The 16,270-nt window shown below is 44.1% G+C and carries 12 protein-coding genes and 2 rRNA genes (1 of these 14 cut by a window edge); 9 read left to right on the top strand and 5 right to left on the bottom strand.

Annotated elements, in window-relative coordinates:
• Window positions 1-13: 13 nt before the first annotated feature.
• Complete coding sequence (locus D0907_RS01910) at window positions 14-1,156, top strand: CsgG/HfaB family protein (RefSeq protein ID WP_075594522.1); 1,143 nt, start codon at window positions 14-16, stop codon at window positions 1,154-1,156.
• Window positions 1,157-1,283: 127 nt separating this feature from the next.
• On the opposite strand, the gene D0907_RS01905 is transcribed toward D0907_RS01910, so the two are convergent.
• Window positions 1,284-1,784, bottom strand: coding sequence for a hypothetical protein (locus tag D0907_RS01905; RefSeq protein ID WP_036971583.1), 501 nt, complete (start codon window positions 1,782-1,784; stop codon window positions 1,284-1,286).
• Entirely contained in the window at window positions 1,774-2,517 is a 744-nt protein-coding gene (gene deoC / locus D0907_RS01900; RefSeq protein ID WP_036971793.1) for a deoxyribose-phosphate aldolase, read from the bottom strand. Before deoC ends, D0907_RS01905 begins: the two co-directional genes overlap by 11 nt.
• 272 nt (window positions 2,518-2,789) lie before the next feature.
• Here deoC and cysG point away from each other — a divergent pair, with 272 nt between their 5' ends.
• The 8 genes from cysG (at window position 2,790) to D0907_RS01860 (ending at window position 11,487) form a co-directional block, all read left to right on the top strand.
• Window positions 2,790-4,211: a siroheme synthase CysG gene (cysG, locus tag D0907_RS01895; RefSeq protein ID WP_036971795.1), complete on the top strand. Its 1,422-nt coding sequence runs from the start codon at window positions 2,790-2,792 to the stop codon at window positions 4,209-4,211.
• Between the two features lie 35 nt (window positions 4,212-4,246).
• Window positions 4,247-5,146 carry a sulfate adenylyltransferase subunit CysD gene (gene cysD, locus D0907_RS01890; RefSeq protein WP_036971584.1) on the top strand — a complete coding sequence of 300 codons (900 nt, stop codon included), beginning with the start codon at window positions 4,247-4,249 and terminating at the stop codon, window positions 5,144-5,146.
• Window positions 5,146-6,570 (top strand): sulfate adenylyltransferase subunit CysN, encoded by a 1,425-nt coding sequence (cysN, locus tag D0907_RS01885; RefSeq protein ID WP_036971586.1) that lies wholly within the window; start codon window positions 5,146-5,148, stop codon window positions 6,568-6,570. The genes cysD and cysN overlap by 1 nt, the downstream gene beginning before the upstream one ends.
• 32 nt (window positions 6,571-6,602) lie before the next feature.
• On the top strand, window positions 6,603-8,330 hold the full coding sequence (locus D0907_RS01880) for an SLC13 family permease (protein WP_036971588.1): 1,728 nt from the start codon (window positions 6,603-6,605) through the stop codon (window positions 8,328-8,330).
• A 21-nt stretch (window positions 8,331-8,351) separates the two neighbouring features.
• Window positions 8,352-8,948, top strand: coding sequence for an adenylyl-sulfate kinase (gene cysC / locus D0907_RS01875; protein ID WP_036971590.1), 597 nt, complete (start codon window positions 8,352-8,354; stop codon window positions 8,946-8,948).
• A gap of 3 nt (window positions 8,949-8,951) precedes the next feature.
• A complete protein-coding gene (cysQ, locus tag D0907_RS01870) occupies window positions 8,952-9,722 on the top strand; it encodes a 3'(2'),5'-bisphosphate nucleotidase CysQ (RefSeq protein WP_036971592.1) in 771 nt (256 codons plus the stop codon).
• Window positions 9,723-9,879: 157 nt separating this feature from the next.
• Window positions 9,880-10,071 (top strand): hypothetical protein, encoded by a 192-nt coding sequence (locus D0907_RS01865; protein ID WP_036971594.1) that lies wholly within the window; start codon window positions 9,880-9,882, stop codon window positions 10,069-10,071.
• Between the two features lie 153 nt (window positions 10,072-10,224).
• Entirely contained in the window at window positions 10,225-11,487 is a 1,263-nt protein-coding gene (locus D0907_RS01860) for an aromatic amino acid transport family protein (RefSeq protein ID WP_118843942.1), read from the top strand.
• Window positions 11,488-12,312: 825 nt separating this feature from the next.
• Here D0907_RS01860 and D0907_RS01855 read toward each other — a convergent pair.
• From D0907_RS01855 to D0907_RS01845, 3 genes are all read right to left on the bottom strand, one after another.
• Window positions 12,313-13,347 (bottom strand): IS110 family RNA-guided transposase, encoded by a 1,035-nt coding sequence (locus tag D0907_RS01855; RefSeq protein WP_118843859.1) that lies wholly within the window; start codon window positions 13,345-13,347, stop codon window positions 12,313-12,315.
• Window positions 13,348-13,718: 371 nt separating this feature from the next.
• Window positions 13,719-13,833 (bottom strand): 5S ribosomal RNA (rrf, locus tag D0907_RS01850).
• Between the two features lie 121 nt (window positions 13,834-13,954).
• A 23S ribosomal RNA gene (locus tag D0907_RS01845) occupies window positions 13,955-16,270 on the bottom strand (it continues 568 nt past the right edge of the window).

The raw sequence follows: 16,270 nt of genomic DNA, 5'->3' as shown, positions 1-16,270 counted from the left end.
TTAAGGAAATCAAATGTTCGCTAAAAAATACCCTATAATTACGGTGGCCTTACTCAGTGCTGCATTATGCGCATGCCAAAGCACAACAACTTCAACAACAAATCAAAACAGTCCAAATGTGAATGAAGTAGCACAGCAACAGTATAACGGTCCAAAAGCACGTATTGCCGTGGCGCGCTTTACTGATAAATCAAATGATTCACGATGGTGGCGAAAAGAAATTGGTGAAGGCATGGCTGATCAATTAACGACTGCGCTGGTCAGTACGAACCGTTTTATTGTATTAGAGCGTCAAGCACTTGATGCCGTCTTGTCAGAGCAAGATTTAGCGGTATCTGGAAGAGTAAGCGCTGCATCGGGGGCGGCTTACGGTGAAATTGAAGGAGCTGAAATTGTGGTTGTGGCCGCAGTAACCGAATTTGATGACGACAGCTCAGGTGCCAGTGTTGGCAGTGGCGGCTTTATTGGTGATGTGTTTAGCTCGGTATCGGCAGGCTTCTCAGGCTCGCATATGGCAATTGATCTACGCTTAATAGACACACGCACTTCGCGTATTCTGGCAGCCACCAGCGTAGAAGGCGGAAGTAAGGACTTTGACTTCACCTCAGCAGCCACTAACTTTGGCGGCGCACTCGTCGGGGGTAATCTCAGCGGATGGTCAAACACCCCTAAAGAAAAAGCCTTACGAGAAGTGATTGTTAAAGCCGTCGAGTTTTTAGAAAGCAAAGTACCTAGCACTTACTATCGCTACAATAGTGATAATACCATTGCTACAGGACACTCTGCTCCAGCCCCTCTAAGAGTGACAGCAAAAGCAACTGGCGCAAAAACCGCCGTCGCAAACACACCGTCAGTCACAGTGCCCACTCATAGAATGCCCCATTACGAAAAAATGGACTTGGCAATGTCTCGTCTAAACTTAGTCTGCTTGGGCTACTTAAAAAACCAACCTCATTACGAAGAGTTTGAAACAGAAGATGTAAAATACGATCGCGCAACGGTTATTGCACTCACTGAATATCAACAAGAAAATAAACTCACCGTCACAGGTTTGGCAGATGAAAAAACCAAACAGTCACTCGATAATACCCAATGTATTGCTAAAACGAATAAATCAGGGCTGGAAAGCTTAGGCAGTATGTTTAAATTTAACTAATTGAAGTAACCAAGCTTAATAACGTCAATTAGCCTTATACAGCCAGTAATAACCACTGGCTGTATTGGCAAAAATGAGTGACGGTGTCCCTGAACGGTTTATTCTCATTTTTGCTAACATCTTCCATTTATAAAATTTGTACTAGTTCACCACGATAAAAGTCACACAATAACCAAATTTGCTGGAATGGATGCCCTTTTGGTACATCGAGATGAGTGAGCACGGCCTTAAAATCATCTAAGTGCCAAATAGTGCTGGCATTACGGATCAATAACCATGGATGCTCTGATTCATACTGTTTTTTCGCTTTTTGCGCGAGTAACCGATGCAGTGCACAATGTAAACGCTGATCGCTTGGCTCAAGTGCCATCTCAGCAAGGTCGCGCTGCATACCAATTGACAAGGGCCGTCCTAATACGGCCATCGCCTCTGTTTCACTGGCGTATAAATGCGCAATTTCAATATCGAGACGCTGCTCACCTTTATAGCAGCTCACATCAGGCTTACTTGGTGTATTATGCCAAATATTGCGCATTTTGATCCCAAACTCTTTTTCATAACAGCGCAAAAATAATTTTGCGGCGCCATGCTCAAGGGCTATTTTTTCTTGCTCACTATCACGATTCATTTAATGTCGCATATACATCACTTAATAACCCCGAAGCACCAAACCTAAATAGTTTAGGCTTTATATAGGCTTCACCCATTATAGATTCAGCTAAGGCCAAGTATTGAGCGGCATCAGCAACGGTTCTCACTCCCCCTGCGGCTTTAAAACCGACGTTTTTACCGCTTGCTTTAATTGCGGTTAAAATTATCTCTGTTGCAGCTAAGGTTGCATTAACCGCCACTTTACCCGTACTCGTTTTGACAAAATCAGCCCCGCCATCAATCGCAAGTTGGCTCGCTTTAGTTATTAACTCATCTGTTAATTCGCCACTTTCGATAATCACTTTTAACACGGCTTTATTGCCGCAGGCATCTTTTGAGGATTTGACGTACGTTAAAACCTTCTCTTCATCACCTGCAATAAGGGCTTTGTATGGGATCACTAAATCAATTTCGTCAGCGCCACGCTCAATAGCAAACAAGGTTTCATTTATCACCTGTTCTAAAGGCTGCTCTCCTGTTGGAAAATTGGTGACGGTGGCCACCTTTACTTGCTTTAGCGCACGCTCTGCCAACGCTAATTTGGCATCACTAACAAACTGACTATAAACACACACCGCCGCAGGTACGCCTAACTTTGGCTGAATACTGGCAATAAGATCTTCAATTGTTTGTGCCGTATCGGTGTCATTGAGGGTTGTTAAGTCCATGAGTGCCACAGCTTGGGCTGCGATTGTTTGCATGTTTTTCATAAATCTTATTTTTGTGTTGCCATAATAGTGACCCATAGTAGCAAATTTTTATGTTCTGGCTATAACTCATAACGAATCACCATAAGCCTAGTTATTTTCTTGTAACTCGCCGCAATCCCTTGTTAACTAAGTCTTAAGCCAAATAGAACCACCCAATATAACTTTTAGTTATATAAATTGGGTTTTAATTATTTTTTACTTAACAATACGCACTATATTCTGCTTGTCTGCAATAAGCAGTTTCTGTGATGTTTTTTAGGGGTATAAACAACGTGCAATATTTACCTATCTTTACCAAATTAGACGACAGGCCCGTATTGGTAGTCGGCGGTGGAGATGTTGCGTTACGCAAATGCCGCGCATTTTTAAAAGCGCGCGCACACGTGACGTTAGTAGCCCCTGAATTTTGTGATGAGCTTATAACCCTTGCAAACACGGGTGAAGTCACGCTAATTAACGACATATTTCAAGAGCACCATTTAGATAAACAAATGTTGGTTATTGCCGCAACAGATAACGACGCAGTTAACAGCACGGTTTTTGAGCTTGCTAACGCACGCAATATTTTCGTTAATGTCGTTGATGATCAACCTAAGTGTAGTTTTATCTTTCCCTCGATTGTTGACCGTGACCCTATCACTATTGCTATCTCAAGCGCGGGGACAGCCCCTGTTTTAGCACGTCGCTTACGTGAAAAGCTCGAAACGCTTATTCCACAACATATTGGCCCTTTGGCTACTTTAGTCGGGAGTTTTCGCGACAAAGTAAAGCAACGTTTTAAACATTTCGCCGACCGTCGCCAGTTTTGGGAAGGTGTGTTTGATTCATCGGTTGTGAGTAAAGTGCAAGCAGGCGACACCACCGCAGCGTCGGCGCAACTAGAGCAACTACTCGAAGCCAAGCCTGAGCCCGAAGGTGAAGTATATGTTGTGGGCGCAGGCCCTGGTGACCCAGAGCTATTAACGTTAAAAGCCCTGCAATTAATGCAACAAGCCGATGTTGTTGTGTATGACTACCTTGTGTCTGATGAAATTATGGAACTAGTGCGTCGCGATGCCGACTTAGTGTGTGTTGGCAAGCGCTTGGGCGATCATAGTGTGGCACAAGAAGATACCAATCAAATGTTAGTTGATTTTGCTAAACAGGGTAAAAAAGTATGCCGCATTAAAGGGGGCGATCCATTCATTTATGGCCGTGGCGGTGAAGAAGTACAAGTGCTTGCTGCCAACCAGATCCGCTATCAAATTGTTCCTGGTATTACTGCTGCAGCCGGTTGCAGTGCTTATGCGGGTATCCCATTAACACATAGAGACCATGCACAAGCCATCCAATTCGTTACTGGGCACTGTAAAAAAGAGGGTCAAGAACTCGATTGGCAGTCGCTTGCTAAACCTAATCAAACCTTAGCGATTTATATGGGGGTGATTAAGTCACCTCATATCCAAGCACAATTATTAAAACATGGTCGCGGTGCAGATACACCAGTGGCCATCATTGAAAACGGCACACGTAAAGAACAACGTGTCGTGACGGGGCAGCTAGGTGAATTAGCCGATTTAATTTCACGGCACAGTATTATTTCACCAGCGTTATTAATTATTGGCGAAGTTGCATCACTGCATCATCAACTTGCTTGGTTTGGCCAAACGGCACAAACCAGCAGCTTTGCCCAGCCTTTAACAGGCGTAGCGTAATTTAACTTTTAATCATTTTAGTAGGACGACTAACAATGGCTTTAACACACCTTCAGCAATTAGAAGCTGAAAGTATCAAGATCATGCGCGAAGTTGCTGCTGAGTTTGAAAACCCGGTTATGCTTTACTCAATCGGTAAAGATTCATCGGTGTTATTACACTTAGCACGTAAGGCATTTTACCCAGCAAAAATTCCATTTCCTCTTTTGCATGTTGATACCAACTGGAAATTTAAGGAAATGATCGAGTTTCGCGATCGTTTAGCCAAAGAATATGGCTTTGATTTAATCGTCCATAAAAACCCTGAAGGTTTAGCGATTGATATTAATCCGTTTGTTCATGGCTCAGCGAAGCATACCGATATCATGAAAACCCAAGGCTTAAAACAAGCGCTTGATAAATATGGTTTTGATGCTGCATTCGGCGGTGCTCGCCGCGATGAAGAAAAGTCACGTGCCAAAGAGCGTGTTTATTCTTTCCGCGATAAGCACCACAGATGGGATCCTAAAAATCAACGTCCAGAGCTGTGGAATACTTACAACAGCCAAGTTAACCCGGGTGAAAGTATTCGTGTATTCCCTTTATCTAACTGGACTGAGCTTGATATTTGGCAATACATCTACCAAGAAAACATTGAAATGGTGCCGCTATATTTAGCCAAAGAACGCCCTGTTGTTGAGCGCAATGGCACTCTCATTATGGTTGATGATGAGCGCATGCCGCTTGAAGAAGGCGAAGTACCGCAAATGAAGTCGGTCCGTTTTCGTACCCTTGGCTGTTATCCACTTACTGGTGCTGTGGAATCAACCGCCAGCTCATTAACTGAAATCATTGAAGAGATGTTGTTATCAACATCATCTGAGCGTGAAGGTCGCGTGATTGATCACGACTCTGCAGGCTCTATGGAAAAGAAAAAACGTGAGGGTTATTTCTAATGTCTAAAACTAACGACACGATTAATGAAGTAAGAGAGCTAGGCATCGACGCCTACCTTGCGCGTCAACAAGACAAAAGCCTTTTACGTATGCTGACATGTGGCAGTGTTGATGACGGTAAATCAACGTTAATCGGCCGCCTTCTGCATGACAGCCACCAAATTTATGAAGATCAACTTGCAGCCCTTCACAAAGACAACGAAAAAGTTGGTAATGCAGGTGAAGAGCTTGACTTAGCCCTACTCGTTGATGGCTTGCAAGCTGAGCGAGAACAAGGCATCACGATTGATGTTGCGTATCGTTATTTCTCAACAGCAAAACGTAAATTCATTATTGCGGATACGCCTGGACATGAGCAATACACCCGCAACATGGTGACAGGTGCATCAACCAGCGATGTGGCAATTATCCTAGTCGATGCACGTTATGGCGTGCAGGTACAAACTAAGCGTCATAGCTTTATTTGTGACTCTTTAGGGATTAAACAATTTGTTGTTGCTATCAATAAGATGGACATCGTCGATTTTGACGAAACCGTGTATGAGAAAATCAAAGCCGATTACCTTAAGTTTGCAGAGCAGTTAAACGTCACAAATATTAAGTTCGTACCTATGTCAGCACTGAAAGGCGACAACGTTGTAGTACGCTCTGAACATACACCTTATTACACCGACAAACCGCTTCTTGAATTACTCGAAGATTCCCCTGCGGCTGAAATTGATACTGGCTTTGAAGCACGCTTACCTGTGCAATATGTTGTGCGCCCTAACTTAGATTTCCGCGGTTTCCAAGGAACACTCACTTCAGGTACGTTCAGTGTAGGTGATGCCGTAAAAGTATTACCATCAGGAAAAAGCTCAAGTATCAAAGAGATTGTCACCTTCGATGGGAACCTTGATACAGCCGAAGCAGGCCAAGCAGTTACATTAACGCTTAACGACGAAATTGATATCAGTCGTGGTGATGTAATTGTACCTGCCGCATCTAAAGCCGCTGTAACAAACCGTATTCAAGCCAAACTTGTGTGGATGCATGAATCCCCCTTGGTGTTAGGTAAAAACTATAACTTTAAGTTAGGCAGCAAAAATACTTCAGCGGTGGTGAAAAAAATTGATCACACGATTGATGTAAATACCTTAGAACATGGCCAAGCAGACTCTCTGCAGCTAAACGAAATTGCTATTGTAACCCTCGAGCTTACAGAAACAATTTTGGCTGATGAGTATCACGACAACCATGAAACAGGGGCATTTATCTTAATCGATCGCCTATCAAATTTAACGGTTGCAGCAGGTATGATCGAACAGTTATTAAGCACTGAAGAGCAACAAAGTGGCTTTAGCGACTTTGAAGTTGAGTTTAATGCACTTGTTCGCAAGCACTTCCCTCATTGGCAAGCGCTTGATATAACTAAGCTTAAATAATCACAATTCGCCTGTTATAGGAAGTAAAAAGCATGTATCAACAGCTGGTATTAACAGGCATTATGCTGGTATTAGTCGGGTGCCTATTTGGCACACGATTAAAACCAGCATGGTTATTTGTGAGCGCCATTGGAATTAGCTATCTTTCTGGGCTTATTAGCCTTGAGGATATGCTTGTTAATTATGCCAACCCCTCGTTAATCACCCTGATACTTTTAGTATTGGTATCAATTGCGGTAGAAAAAACCACATTGGTACAGAAACTTGCCCAATCCTTATCAAAAGGTAGCCTGACAAGCTCTGTCACTAAGCTTGGCTTATCGACCGCCTTTTTGTCATCGTTTACTAATAACACAGCCGTTGTGGCATCTCTTATTAGTGCCATAAAAGAGAGCCCGACACATTCGCCATCAAAACTATTACTGCCTTTGTCGTACACCGCAATACTCGGTGGCACAATTACTTTAATTGGCACCTCAACTAATTTAATCGTCAATGGTTTTGCTGTTGAAGCAGGCATGGCTCCCTTAGGTTTTTTTGATTTTACACTGGTTGGTTTAGGCGCATTAAGTGTGGGCCTGATCACCATTATTGTAATGCTTAAATACCTACCCGATAACGGTAAAAATAACCAAGAAGTCGTGCCATTTTACTTAGAAGGCAAAGTAGAAGCTGATTCAAAGCTGATTGGTAAAAGTGTTGAAGAAAATGGTCTGCGTGAATTAAAAGATCTCTTCCTTGCTGAAATCATTCGTGGTGACAAACGTATTTGTGCCGTCACCCCAAAACAAGTAATCAAAGAAGGTGACGTATTATTATTTGTCGGCGATATAAAGTCTGTTCCTTTACTGACTCAATTTGATGGCTTAAAAGTGGTTCATGACAAGCACGAGAAAGATGTTGAACACCTTGTTGAAGTGGTCGTGAGTCACTCCTCTAAATACATTGGCAAAACGATTAAAGAAATTCGCTTTCGCGAACAGTTTCATGCGGCAGTAATTGCAATTCGTCGAGGTCATGACCGTTTACAAGGAGGCCTAGGTAAAGTGCAATTACAAGCTGGTGATTCCTTGATTCTCGCGCCGGGTAAAGCATTTTACACACTCCCAAACTTAAAGCGTGAGTTTGTTTATATTTCGGGTCTCGATTTACAAACACATTTAAAAGCAAAGCAATCAAACATTGTGTTGGCTAGTTTTGCAGGGGTTTTAACGTTAAGCATTATCGGTTTAGTCCCCTTAGTAAAAGGCTTATTGGTGTTACTCATTGGCCTAATGCTCAGCGGCACAATTAAGCTCAGTGAAGTTAAACGTCGCTTCCCTATCGAATTACTGGCGGTTGTAGGCAGTGCGATTGGACTCGCCAAACTCATGATTGGCACCGGTTTAGCTGGTGAAATATCGAATGGCATGCTTTATGTGTTAGGTGACTTTGGCCCTTACGGGGCATTTATTGCTATCTTCTTAATGACGGTCATGTTTACCGAATTGATTACCAACAATGCAGCCGCCGCACTTTCATTTCCTGTTGCGTATGCGCTGGCTATTGGCTTTGATGTTTCCCCACTGCCCTTTATTATGGCCGTGGCCTTCGGTGCATCGGCCAGCTTTATCTCACCATTTGGTTATCAGACCAACCTTATGGTGTACAGTGCGGGAAATTACCGCTTAAAAGATTACATTGCCATGGGCCTTCCTTTATCGATTATCTATTCGATTACGGTACTTACATTGATACCACTGGTTTTCCCATTTCAATAACAAACAACGAGAACAGATACAATGAATGAGAATATCGTTTGGCATAACTACGCAATCACTAAAGCACAACGTAGTGAGCAAAAAAAGCATAAGCCGACTATTTTATGGTTCACTGGCTTTTCTGGCTCTGGTAAAAGCACCGTGGCCAATGCGCTAGAAAACGCACTAAACCAACTTGGTGTTCACACCTATCTACTTGATGGTGATAACGTACGCCATGGGTTATGTAAAGATTTAGGCTTTACTGATGAAGATCGTGTTGAAAATATTCGCCGCGTAGGCGAAACAGCGAAACTCATGGTCGATGCTGGTCTTGTGGTACTCACCGCATTTATTTCACCCTTCCAAAGTGAACGCGATATGGTAAGGAACTTGGTAGATGATGGTGAGTTCATCGAAGTGTTTTTAGATACCCCACTCGACGTATGTGAAACTCGTGACCCTAAAGGGCTTTATAAAAAGGCACGTGCGGGTGAAATTAAGCATTTCACAGGTATTGATTCAGACTACCAAGTTCCAACATCACCCGAAATTAAAATCGATACGAGCAAAAACACCCTAGACCAATCGGTGCAAGAACTGGTAGCGTATCTAAAACAACAGCAAATTATAGGTTAAATCATGAATCATACGGAACTGCTAGAAGAAATCTTACTGCTGGCGCGCCAAGCAGGAAATGCCATTATGGGTATTTACGAAAAAGATTTTAACGTCGAATACAAAGCCGATGAAAGCCCAGTAACCGACGCCGATCTAGCAGCTCATAAAGTGATTGTTAATGGCTTAAAACAGTTAACGCCAGACATTCCGATTCTAAGTGAAGAAAGTGCAGATATTAGCTGGGATGTTCGTCAAACCTGGCAACGTTATTGGCTAGTCGACCCGATTGATGGCACAAAAGAGTTCATCAAAAAGAATGGTGAGTTTACGGTAAATATTGCGCTTATTGAAAACGGTAAGCCTATTTTAGCCGTTGTCGATGCACCTGCATTGGGTGTCTCATATATTGCAAGCAACGCCATTGGTGCATTTAAAGATAAGGGCGATGAACGCATCGAACTTAAAGTTACCCGCAAGCCAAATAAAGGGCTTATTCGTGTTGTTGGCAGTCGCTCACACCCTTCCCCTGACCTAGCTGAATTTGTAAAACAATTCGATGACGTAGAAATGGTCTCAAAAGGCAGCTCACTAAAACTATGTTTAGTAGCCGAAGGCAGCGCCGATATTTACCCACGCTTAGGCCCAACCTGCGAGTGGGATACAGGCGCAGGCCATGCGATTGCCGAAATAGCAGGAGCAACGGTTAGCAAACTCGATGGCAGTCCACTGCTGTATAACAGTAAAGAAGAATATCTGAATCCGTATTTTGTAGTATCGGCGTTACAGGACTAGTCTTTAGCAGTCGATGTTATAGAGTGAAATACTACATAAGCTGGGTAACGCGAAGCGAAACCCAGCAAAACTTACCCTCTCTAAATTAACGTTAAACTAGCCTTTATGCCTGTGTTCCGATAATATTTTGCCCTCTTAATCTATTAAAGGAATGACGATGACGACTGTTGAAAAAGCCATTGAGGCAGCTTACCAAGCGCAAATCACTTCTCTTTACAAAGCACTATCACAAGGTGTGCTTGCTGCTAATGGCGATGAAAGTGAAATCACAGCTGCTGAAGCTCGCTTTAAAAAAGGCTTAGCATTTGCTGCTGATATAAAAGCCCGCGCACTTGCAGCAGCAGAGTAAACACCACAACTGGGCTTAACTAAACTAGCCCAGCATTTCCTTTTGTAAGTCTCTCCTTACAGCATAGTTATCTAAATACAACGCTAAAACATGCATTCTTAGTTGCTTTTCTATATGCTGCGCGACAATTATTATTCTAATAGTGGAGTGCTAATGAACACACAACAAGATGCTGCGCAGTTTAGTGCATCGACAACAAGTAGTAACTCGAAATGGAATCTTCACGACACCCAGTGGGTATTAAGTTTATTTGGCACAGCAGTGGGTGCCGGCATTTTATTCTTACCCATTAATATCGGTATAGGCGGGTTCTGGCCATTAGTGATTATGGCGTGCTTAGCCTTTCCTATGACTTACTTAGCTCATCGTGGCTTAGCTCGTTTTGTATTATCATCAAAGCAACCAGATGCTGACTTTACCGATGTGGTAGAAGAGCACTTTGGCATGAATGCTGGGCGACTAATTTCTCTTTTATATTTTCTTTCTATCTTTCCTATTTTACTTATTTATGGCGTTGGCCTAACCAATACCGTAGACAGCTTTATCGTTAATCAATTAGGTATGGAATCACCACCACGCGTGCTGCTATCAGGCATTTTAGTGGGTGGTATGATTAGCTTAATGCTAGGTGGAGAAGCACTCATGTTGCGTGCTTTTGCTATTTTGGTCTATCCACTCGTCGGTATTCTGTTTTTCTTATCGTTGTATTTGATCCCAAGCTGGCAGATGCCTGACGTATCAGTTCCTGAGTTTTCAGGCTTTATGAAAACGCTCTGGTTATCAATTCCTATTATTGTGTTCTCATTCAGCCATGCCGCTGCAATCTCAAGTTTTGTCCATGTACAGCGAGCTCATTACGGCAATAATGCTAAAATGAAGTCAGAAGCAATTCTGAAGCGCACCAGCTTATTGTTAATCGTATTTGTATTGCTGTTTGTATTTTCGTGTGTGTTGTCTTTATCATCAGAACAAATGCTGCAAGCTAAGGCCGAAAACGTTTCTATCTTGTCGTTTCTTGCCAATATTACTGATAACTCATTCATTGCCACACTAGGCCCGTTGGTAGCGTTTATCGCCATTACGTCATCTTTCTTAGGCCACTTTTTAGGAGCCCGCGAAAGTTTCAATGGTCTTGTCAGTAAGCAAGCACATATGAACCCTAAACTCGTTGATAAGATTGGCACTGTTATCATGTTCTTCGCTATTTGGTATTGCTCGGTGATCAACCCAAGTATTTTAGACATGATGGACCAGCTATCAGGCCCAATTATCGCCATGATCTTATTCATTATGCCCATGATTGCCGTGTATAAAGTCCCTAGCCTGCAAAAATACAGGCACCGCTTAAGTACTTTATTTGTGCTAGCTATTGGCTCTCTTGCTGTTCTTGCGCTTATTTACAGCATGATTAAATAACAGTAAGTACTGAATATATAAATATAAAAGCCCAGCGGGGAAACCTGCTGGGCTTTTTCGTATTTATTCGTCAAGCACCGCGTTGTTGTGTTGCTCATTAATGAGAGACGGATTAGCGTAACCCATTTTAGAGCCCCTTGCACTTCTGTCATCGTGATTAAGAAGCGTAGGAGCGGCTTTCATCGTGAACGTCAGGGGTGTTGTATGAAGGGCATATCAGATACTTTCGGCACTAAAGTGCCTCCTACGCGCTAATTAGGTTAGCGTAAAGTGAAGTAGCCAATTTTAGAGCCTTCAACCTTGTCATCATGATTAAACAACATGGAAAGCGTGATTGAACATCGTGATTACAAAGCGTAGGAACGGCTTTAGCCGTGAATGTCTCTGGTTATGTGTGAAGAGCATATCAGACACTTTCGGCACTCAAGTGCCTCCTACGTCCTAATTGTTTGAGCCAGAAGTGAAATGAGCGATTTAGAGCCCCTTGCACTTCTGTCATTGTGATTAAGAAGCGTGGGAACGGCTTTAGCCGTGAATGTCAGTGGTTATGTGTGAAGGGCATATCAGACACTTCGGCACTAAAGTGCCTTATATGGACTCCTCCTATTGCACAATACCCTTCGTTAATTTTGTTAGACTGCGTACTTATATGCGGGCTCATAATGAGGAGCTACCTCGGCCCTATGATGTATTCGCGCCCTTGTGCCTCTTCTCCTACTCGGTGTTTTAACACACTAATCACTTTACAGGCTATCAAGGGTGGGTCTAACCGCTTAACGCAGGTTCTTGGTCAATACAGTTATTTCTGTTATCGAAGACTAAATGTTAATTTGCTAGTAGGCTTGGTTCATAACGCGTGCCCTTTTTCAGCATGGCATACGCCGTCCGAACTGTTTTATTTGCTAACGCAATGGCGGCGCACTTCACACCGCGTCTTTCAACTAATGCTTTGAGCCATTGCTCTTTTTTCGTTTTTGGCTCGCGATGCTTTAACTGATTGATGACCGCTCTGGCCCCCAGAAATAAGTGACTTCGTAATATCATCTCTCCGCGGTATTTGGCTATATGGCCTATTCGCACTTTTCCACCACTTGAGTGCTGACGTGGGGTGACGCCAATATTGGCTGCTGCATTACGTCCGCTCGTAAAATGGGTTGTGTCACTTAAGCTAATTAATAAACCAACCGCAGTGATAGGCCCTACGCCCTCAAGAGCCAGTAAGCGTTCACATTGCTCATCTTGTTTTACTAAGCCTGTCAGTAACTCATTTAATGTTTCTTTTAATGTTGATTGGGCTTTAAATAATTCATAGCACTGCGCTATACACTGCCTTAAACCAGCGGTTAACCCATTATCGCTATCTTCTAAAATCTCAGGGATAGCCTGCCTAAACGCGCATTCTGATTGCTTGATTACAATTCCAAATTCAAGTAACAAGCCTCTGATTTGATTCGCCAACTGCCGTTTCTGCTTTTCAGCTAACGCACGCATTCGCTCTATCGACTGTAGGCTTTGCTGTGCTTGTGTCAGTGATTTACACGGGCGAACATTGGGTGAGAAAGAAGCCGCAGCTATTGCAATAACATCGTTTGCATCTGTTTTCTGGCCAATCCTAAATGCTTTGACAAATCGAGGGTCTAGAATCACGACTTCATGACCAACACTACGCGCTTTGCGTGCCCAATAATGAGCACCGCCACATGATTCCATAACAACTTTACAACGAGGAGACGTGGTGAGTATCGACAGTAGCTCTTTTCTGCTTACCGCTTTATTACTTTGTAGTTTTTGATGAAAAAATTGACCGACTTGAAAAACATTTTTTGCCAAGTCGATACAAATTAAGTTAAATTTTGACATGTATGGATTCCTTATTGGTAAAAGTGGTTTTGCAATTTCTTTATACCGTACTTACCCTATTTAGGGGAGGAGTCCATACATCTCCTACGTCTCTTCATCTTGCGCTGATGCGTCTTTTATCTCTGTATGCAATCTCAGTATGATACTGGACGATTTAGCCCTGAACGCAAAAAACCCGCTGCATTGCTGCAACGGGTTTCTCTAATTAGGAGCCATGGTGCGCTACGCAGTAGGATGTCCTACTTTCACATGGTCAATGCCACACGATGCTTACAAAGATATAGGTCGTAGGGGTCTTGGTTGGGTATTTTATTTTTCTACAGGCAACAAAAAACCCGCTGCATTGCTGCAACGGGTTTCTTTAATTAGGAGCCTGGCGATGTCCTACTTTCACATGGCAAATGCCACACTATCATCGGCGCTGTTTCGTTTCACTACTGAGTTCGGCATGGGGTCAGGTGGGTCCAAAACGCTATTGTCACCAAGCATATTCTGGTCGTTAATCGCATCTGCAATTAACTAAAATTCGGAATTCTGATAATCGTAAATCTACTTTAGTATACTAACTTCTGTCTGTTACGCTGTCATAAAACGCGTTTGGCGTTGTATGGTTAAGCCTCACGGGTAATTAGTACAGGTTAGCTTAATGGCTCACACCACTTCCACATCCTGCCTATCAACGTTGTAGTCTTCAACGGCCCTTCAGAGACTTTAAAAGTCTAGTGAGAACTCATCTCGAGGCCTGCTTCGCGCTTAGATGCTTTCAGCGCTTATCAGTTCCGAACGTAGCTACCGGGCAATGCCATTGGCATGACAACCCGAACACCAGCGGTTCGTTCACTCCGGTCCTCTCGTACTAGGAGCAACCCCTCTCAATTCTCAAACGCCCACGGCAGATAGGGACCGAACTGTCTCACGACGTTCTAAACCCAGCTCGCGTACCACTTTAAATGGCGAACAGCCATACCCTTGGGACCGACTTCAGCCCCAGGATGTGATGAGCCGACATCGAGGTGCCAAACACCGCCGTCGATATGAACTCTTGGGCGGTATCAGCCTGTTATCCCCGGAGTACCTTTTATCCGTTGAGCGATGGCCCTTCCATTCAGAACCACCGGATCACTATGACCTACTTTCGTACCTGCTCGACGTGTCTGTCTCGCAGTTAAGCTGGCTTCTACCATTACACTAACCGTACGATGTCCGACCGTACTTAGCCAACCTTCGTGCTCCTCCGTTACTCTTTGGGAGGAGACCGCCCCAGTCAAACTACCCACCAGGCACTGTCCGTAACCCCGATTAGGGGCCAACGTTAGAACATCAAAACTACAAGGGTGGTATTTCAAGGACGGCTCCACAAAGACTAGCGTCTCTGCTTCAAAGCCTCCCACCTATCCTACACATGTAGGTTCAATGTTCAGTGCCAAGCTGTAGTAAAGGTTCACGGGGTCTTTCCGTCTAGCCGCGGGTACACAGCATCTTCACTGCGATTTCAATTTCACTGAGTCTCGGGTGGAGACAGCGTGGCCATGGTTACACCATTCGTGCAGGTCGGAACTTACCCGACAAGGAATTTCGCTACCTTAGGACCGTTATAGTTACGGCCGCCGTTTACCGGGGCTTCGATCAAGAGCTTCGTCCGAAAACTAACCCCATCAATTAACCTTCCGGCACCGGGCAGGTGTCACACCGTATACGTCATCTTGCGATTTTGCACAGTGCTGTGTTTTTAATAAACAGTCCCAGCCACCTGGTCACTGCGGCTCCAATCAGCTTAAAGAGCAAGTCTCATCACCAATCGGAGCGTACCTTCTCCCGAAGTTACGGTACGATTTTGCCTAGTTCCTTCACCCGAGTTCTCTCAAGCGCCTTAGTATTCTCTACCTGACCACCTGTGTCGGTTTGGGGTACGATTCGGTATAATCTGAAGCTTAGAGGCTTTTCCTGGAAGTATGGCATCAACAACTTCACACCCTTAGGTGCTCGTCTCGTGTCTCAGTCTTAAGAGTCCGGATTTTCCTAAACTCTCAACCTACTCACTTTCACATGGACAACCAACGCCATGCTTGCTTAGCCTGCTCCGTCCCCCCATCGCAATTATACCAAGTACGGGAATATTAACCCGTTTCCCATCGACTACGCCTTTCGGCCTCGCCTTAGGGGTCGACTTACCCTACCCTGATTAACATGGGATAGGAACCCTTGGTCTTCCGGCGTGCGGGTTTTTCACCCGCATTATCGTTACTCATGTCAGCATTCGCACTTCTGATACCTCCAGCAACCCTCCCGGGTCACCTTCAACGGCTTACAGAACGCTCCCCTACCACTCAAAATAAATTTTGAATCCGCAGCTTCGGTGCATAGTTTAGCCCCGTTACATCTTCCGCGCAGACCGACTCGACCAGTGAGCTATTACGCTTTCTTTAAAGGGTGGCTGCTTCTAAGCCAACCTCCTGGCTGTCTGGGCCTTTCCACATCGTTTCCCACTTAACTATGACTTTGGGACCTTAGCTGGCGGTCTGGGTTGTTTCCCTCTTCACGACGGACGTTAGCACCCGCCGTGTGTCTCCCGGATAGTACTTTACGGTATTCGGAGTTTGCAAAGGGTTGGTAAGTCGGGATGACCCCCTAGCCTTAACAGTGCTCTACCCCCGTAAGTATTCGTCCGAGGCTCTACCTAAATAGATTTCGGGGAGAACCAGCTATCTCCCGGTTTGATTAGCCTTTCACTCCTAGCCACAGGTCATCCCCTAACTTTTCAACGTTAGTGGGTTCGGTCCTCCAGTTGATGTTACTCAACCTTCAACCTGCCCATGGCTAGATCACCGGGTTTCGGGTCTATACCTTGCAACTCAACGCCCAGTTAAGACTCGGTTTCCCTACGGCTACCCTAATCGGTTAACCTCGCTACAAAATATAAGTC

This window comes from Pseudoalteromonas lipolytica (assembly GCF_003515105.1).
In the GTDB taxonomy this organism is placed as follows: Bacteria; Pseudomonadota; Gammaproteobacteria; order Enterobacterales; family Alteromonadaceae; genus Pseudoalteromonas; species Pseudoalteromonas lipolytica.
Note: the sequence above shows the minus strand (reverse complement) of the source record. Positions and strands in the feature narration are given on the sequence as shown.

Excerpts from the sequence above, each read along its gene's own strand:
- D0907_RS01910 (WP_075594522.1), top strand. The coding sequence starts at position 14 with ATGTTCGCTAAAAAATACCCTATAATTACGGTGGCCTTACTCAGTGCT.
- D0907_RS01905 (WP_036971583.1), bottom strand. The coding sequence starts at position 1,784 with ATGAATCGTGATAGTGAGCAAGAAAAAATAGCCCTTGAGCATGGCGCC.
- deoC (WP_036971793.1), bottom strand. The coding sequence starts at position 2,517 with ATGAAAAACATGCAAACAATCGCAGCCCAAGCTGTGGCACTCATGGAC.
- cysD (WP_036971584.1), top strand. The coding sequence starts at position 4,247 with ATGGCTTTAACACACCTTCAGCAATTAGAAGCTGAAAGTATCAAGATC.
- cysN (WP_036971586.1), top strand. The coding sequence starts at position 5,146 with ATGTCTAAAACTAACGACACGATTAATGAAGTAAGAGAGCTAGGCATC.
- D0907_RS01880 (WP_036971588.1), top strand. The coding sequence starts at position 6,603 with ATGTATCAACAGCTGGTATTAACAGGCATTATGCTGGTATTAGTCGGG.
- cysC (WP_036971590.1), top strand. The coding sequence starts at position 8,352 with ATGAATGAGAATATCGTTTGGCATAACTACGCAATCACTAAAGCACAA.
- cysQ (WP_036971592.1), top strand. The coding sequence starts at position 8,952 with ATGAATCATACGGAACTGCTAGAAGAAATCTTACTGCTGGCGCGCCAA.
- D0907_RS01865 (WP_036971594.1), top strand. The coding sequence starts at position 9,880 with ATGACGACTGTTGAAAAAGCCATTGAGGCAGCTTACCAAGCGCAAATC.
- D0907_RS01860 (WP_118843942.1), top strand. The coding sequence starts at position 10,225 with ATGAACACACAACAAGATGCTGCGCAGTTTAGTGCATCGACAACAAGT.
- D0907_RS01855 (WP_118843859.1), bottom strand. The coding sequence starts at position 13,347 with ATGTCAAAATTTAACTTAATTTGTATCGACTTGGCAAAAAATGTTTTT.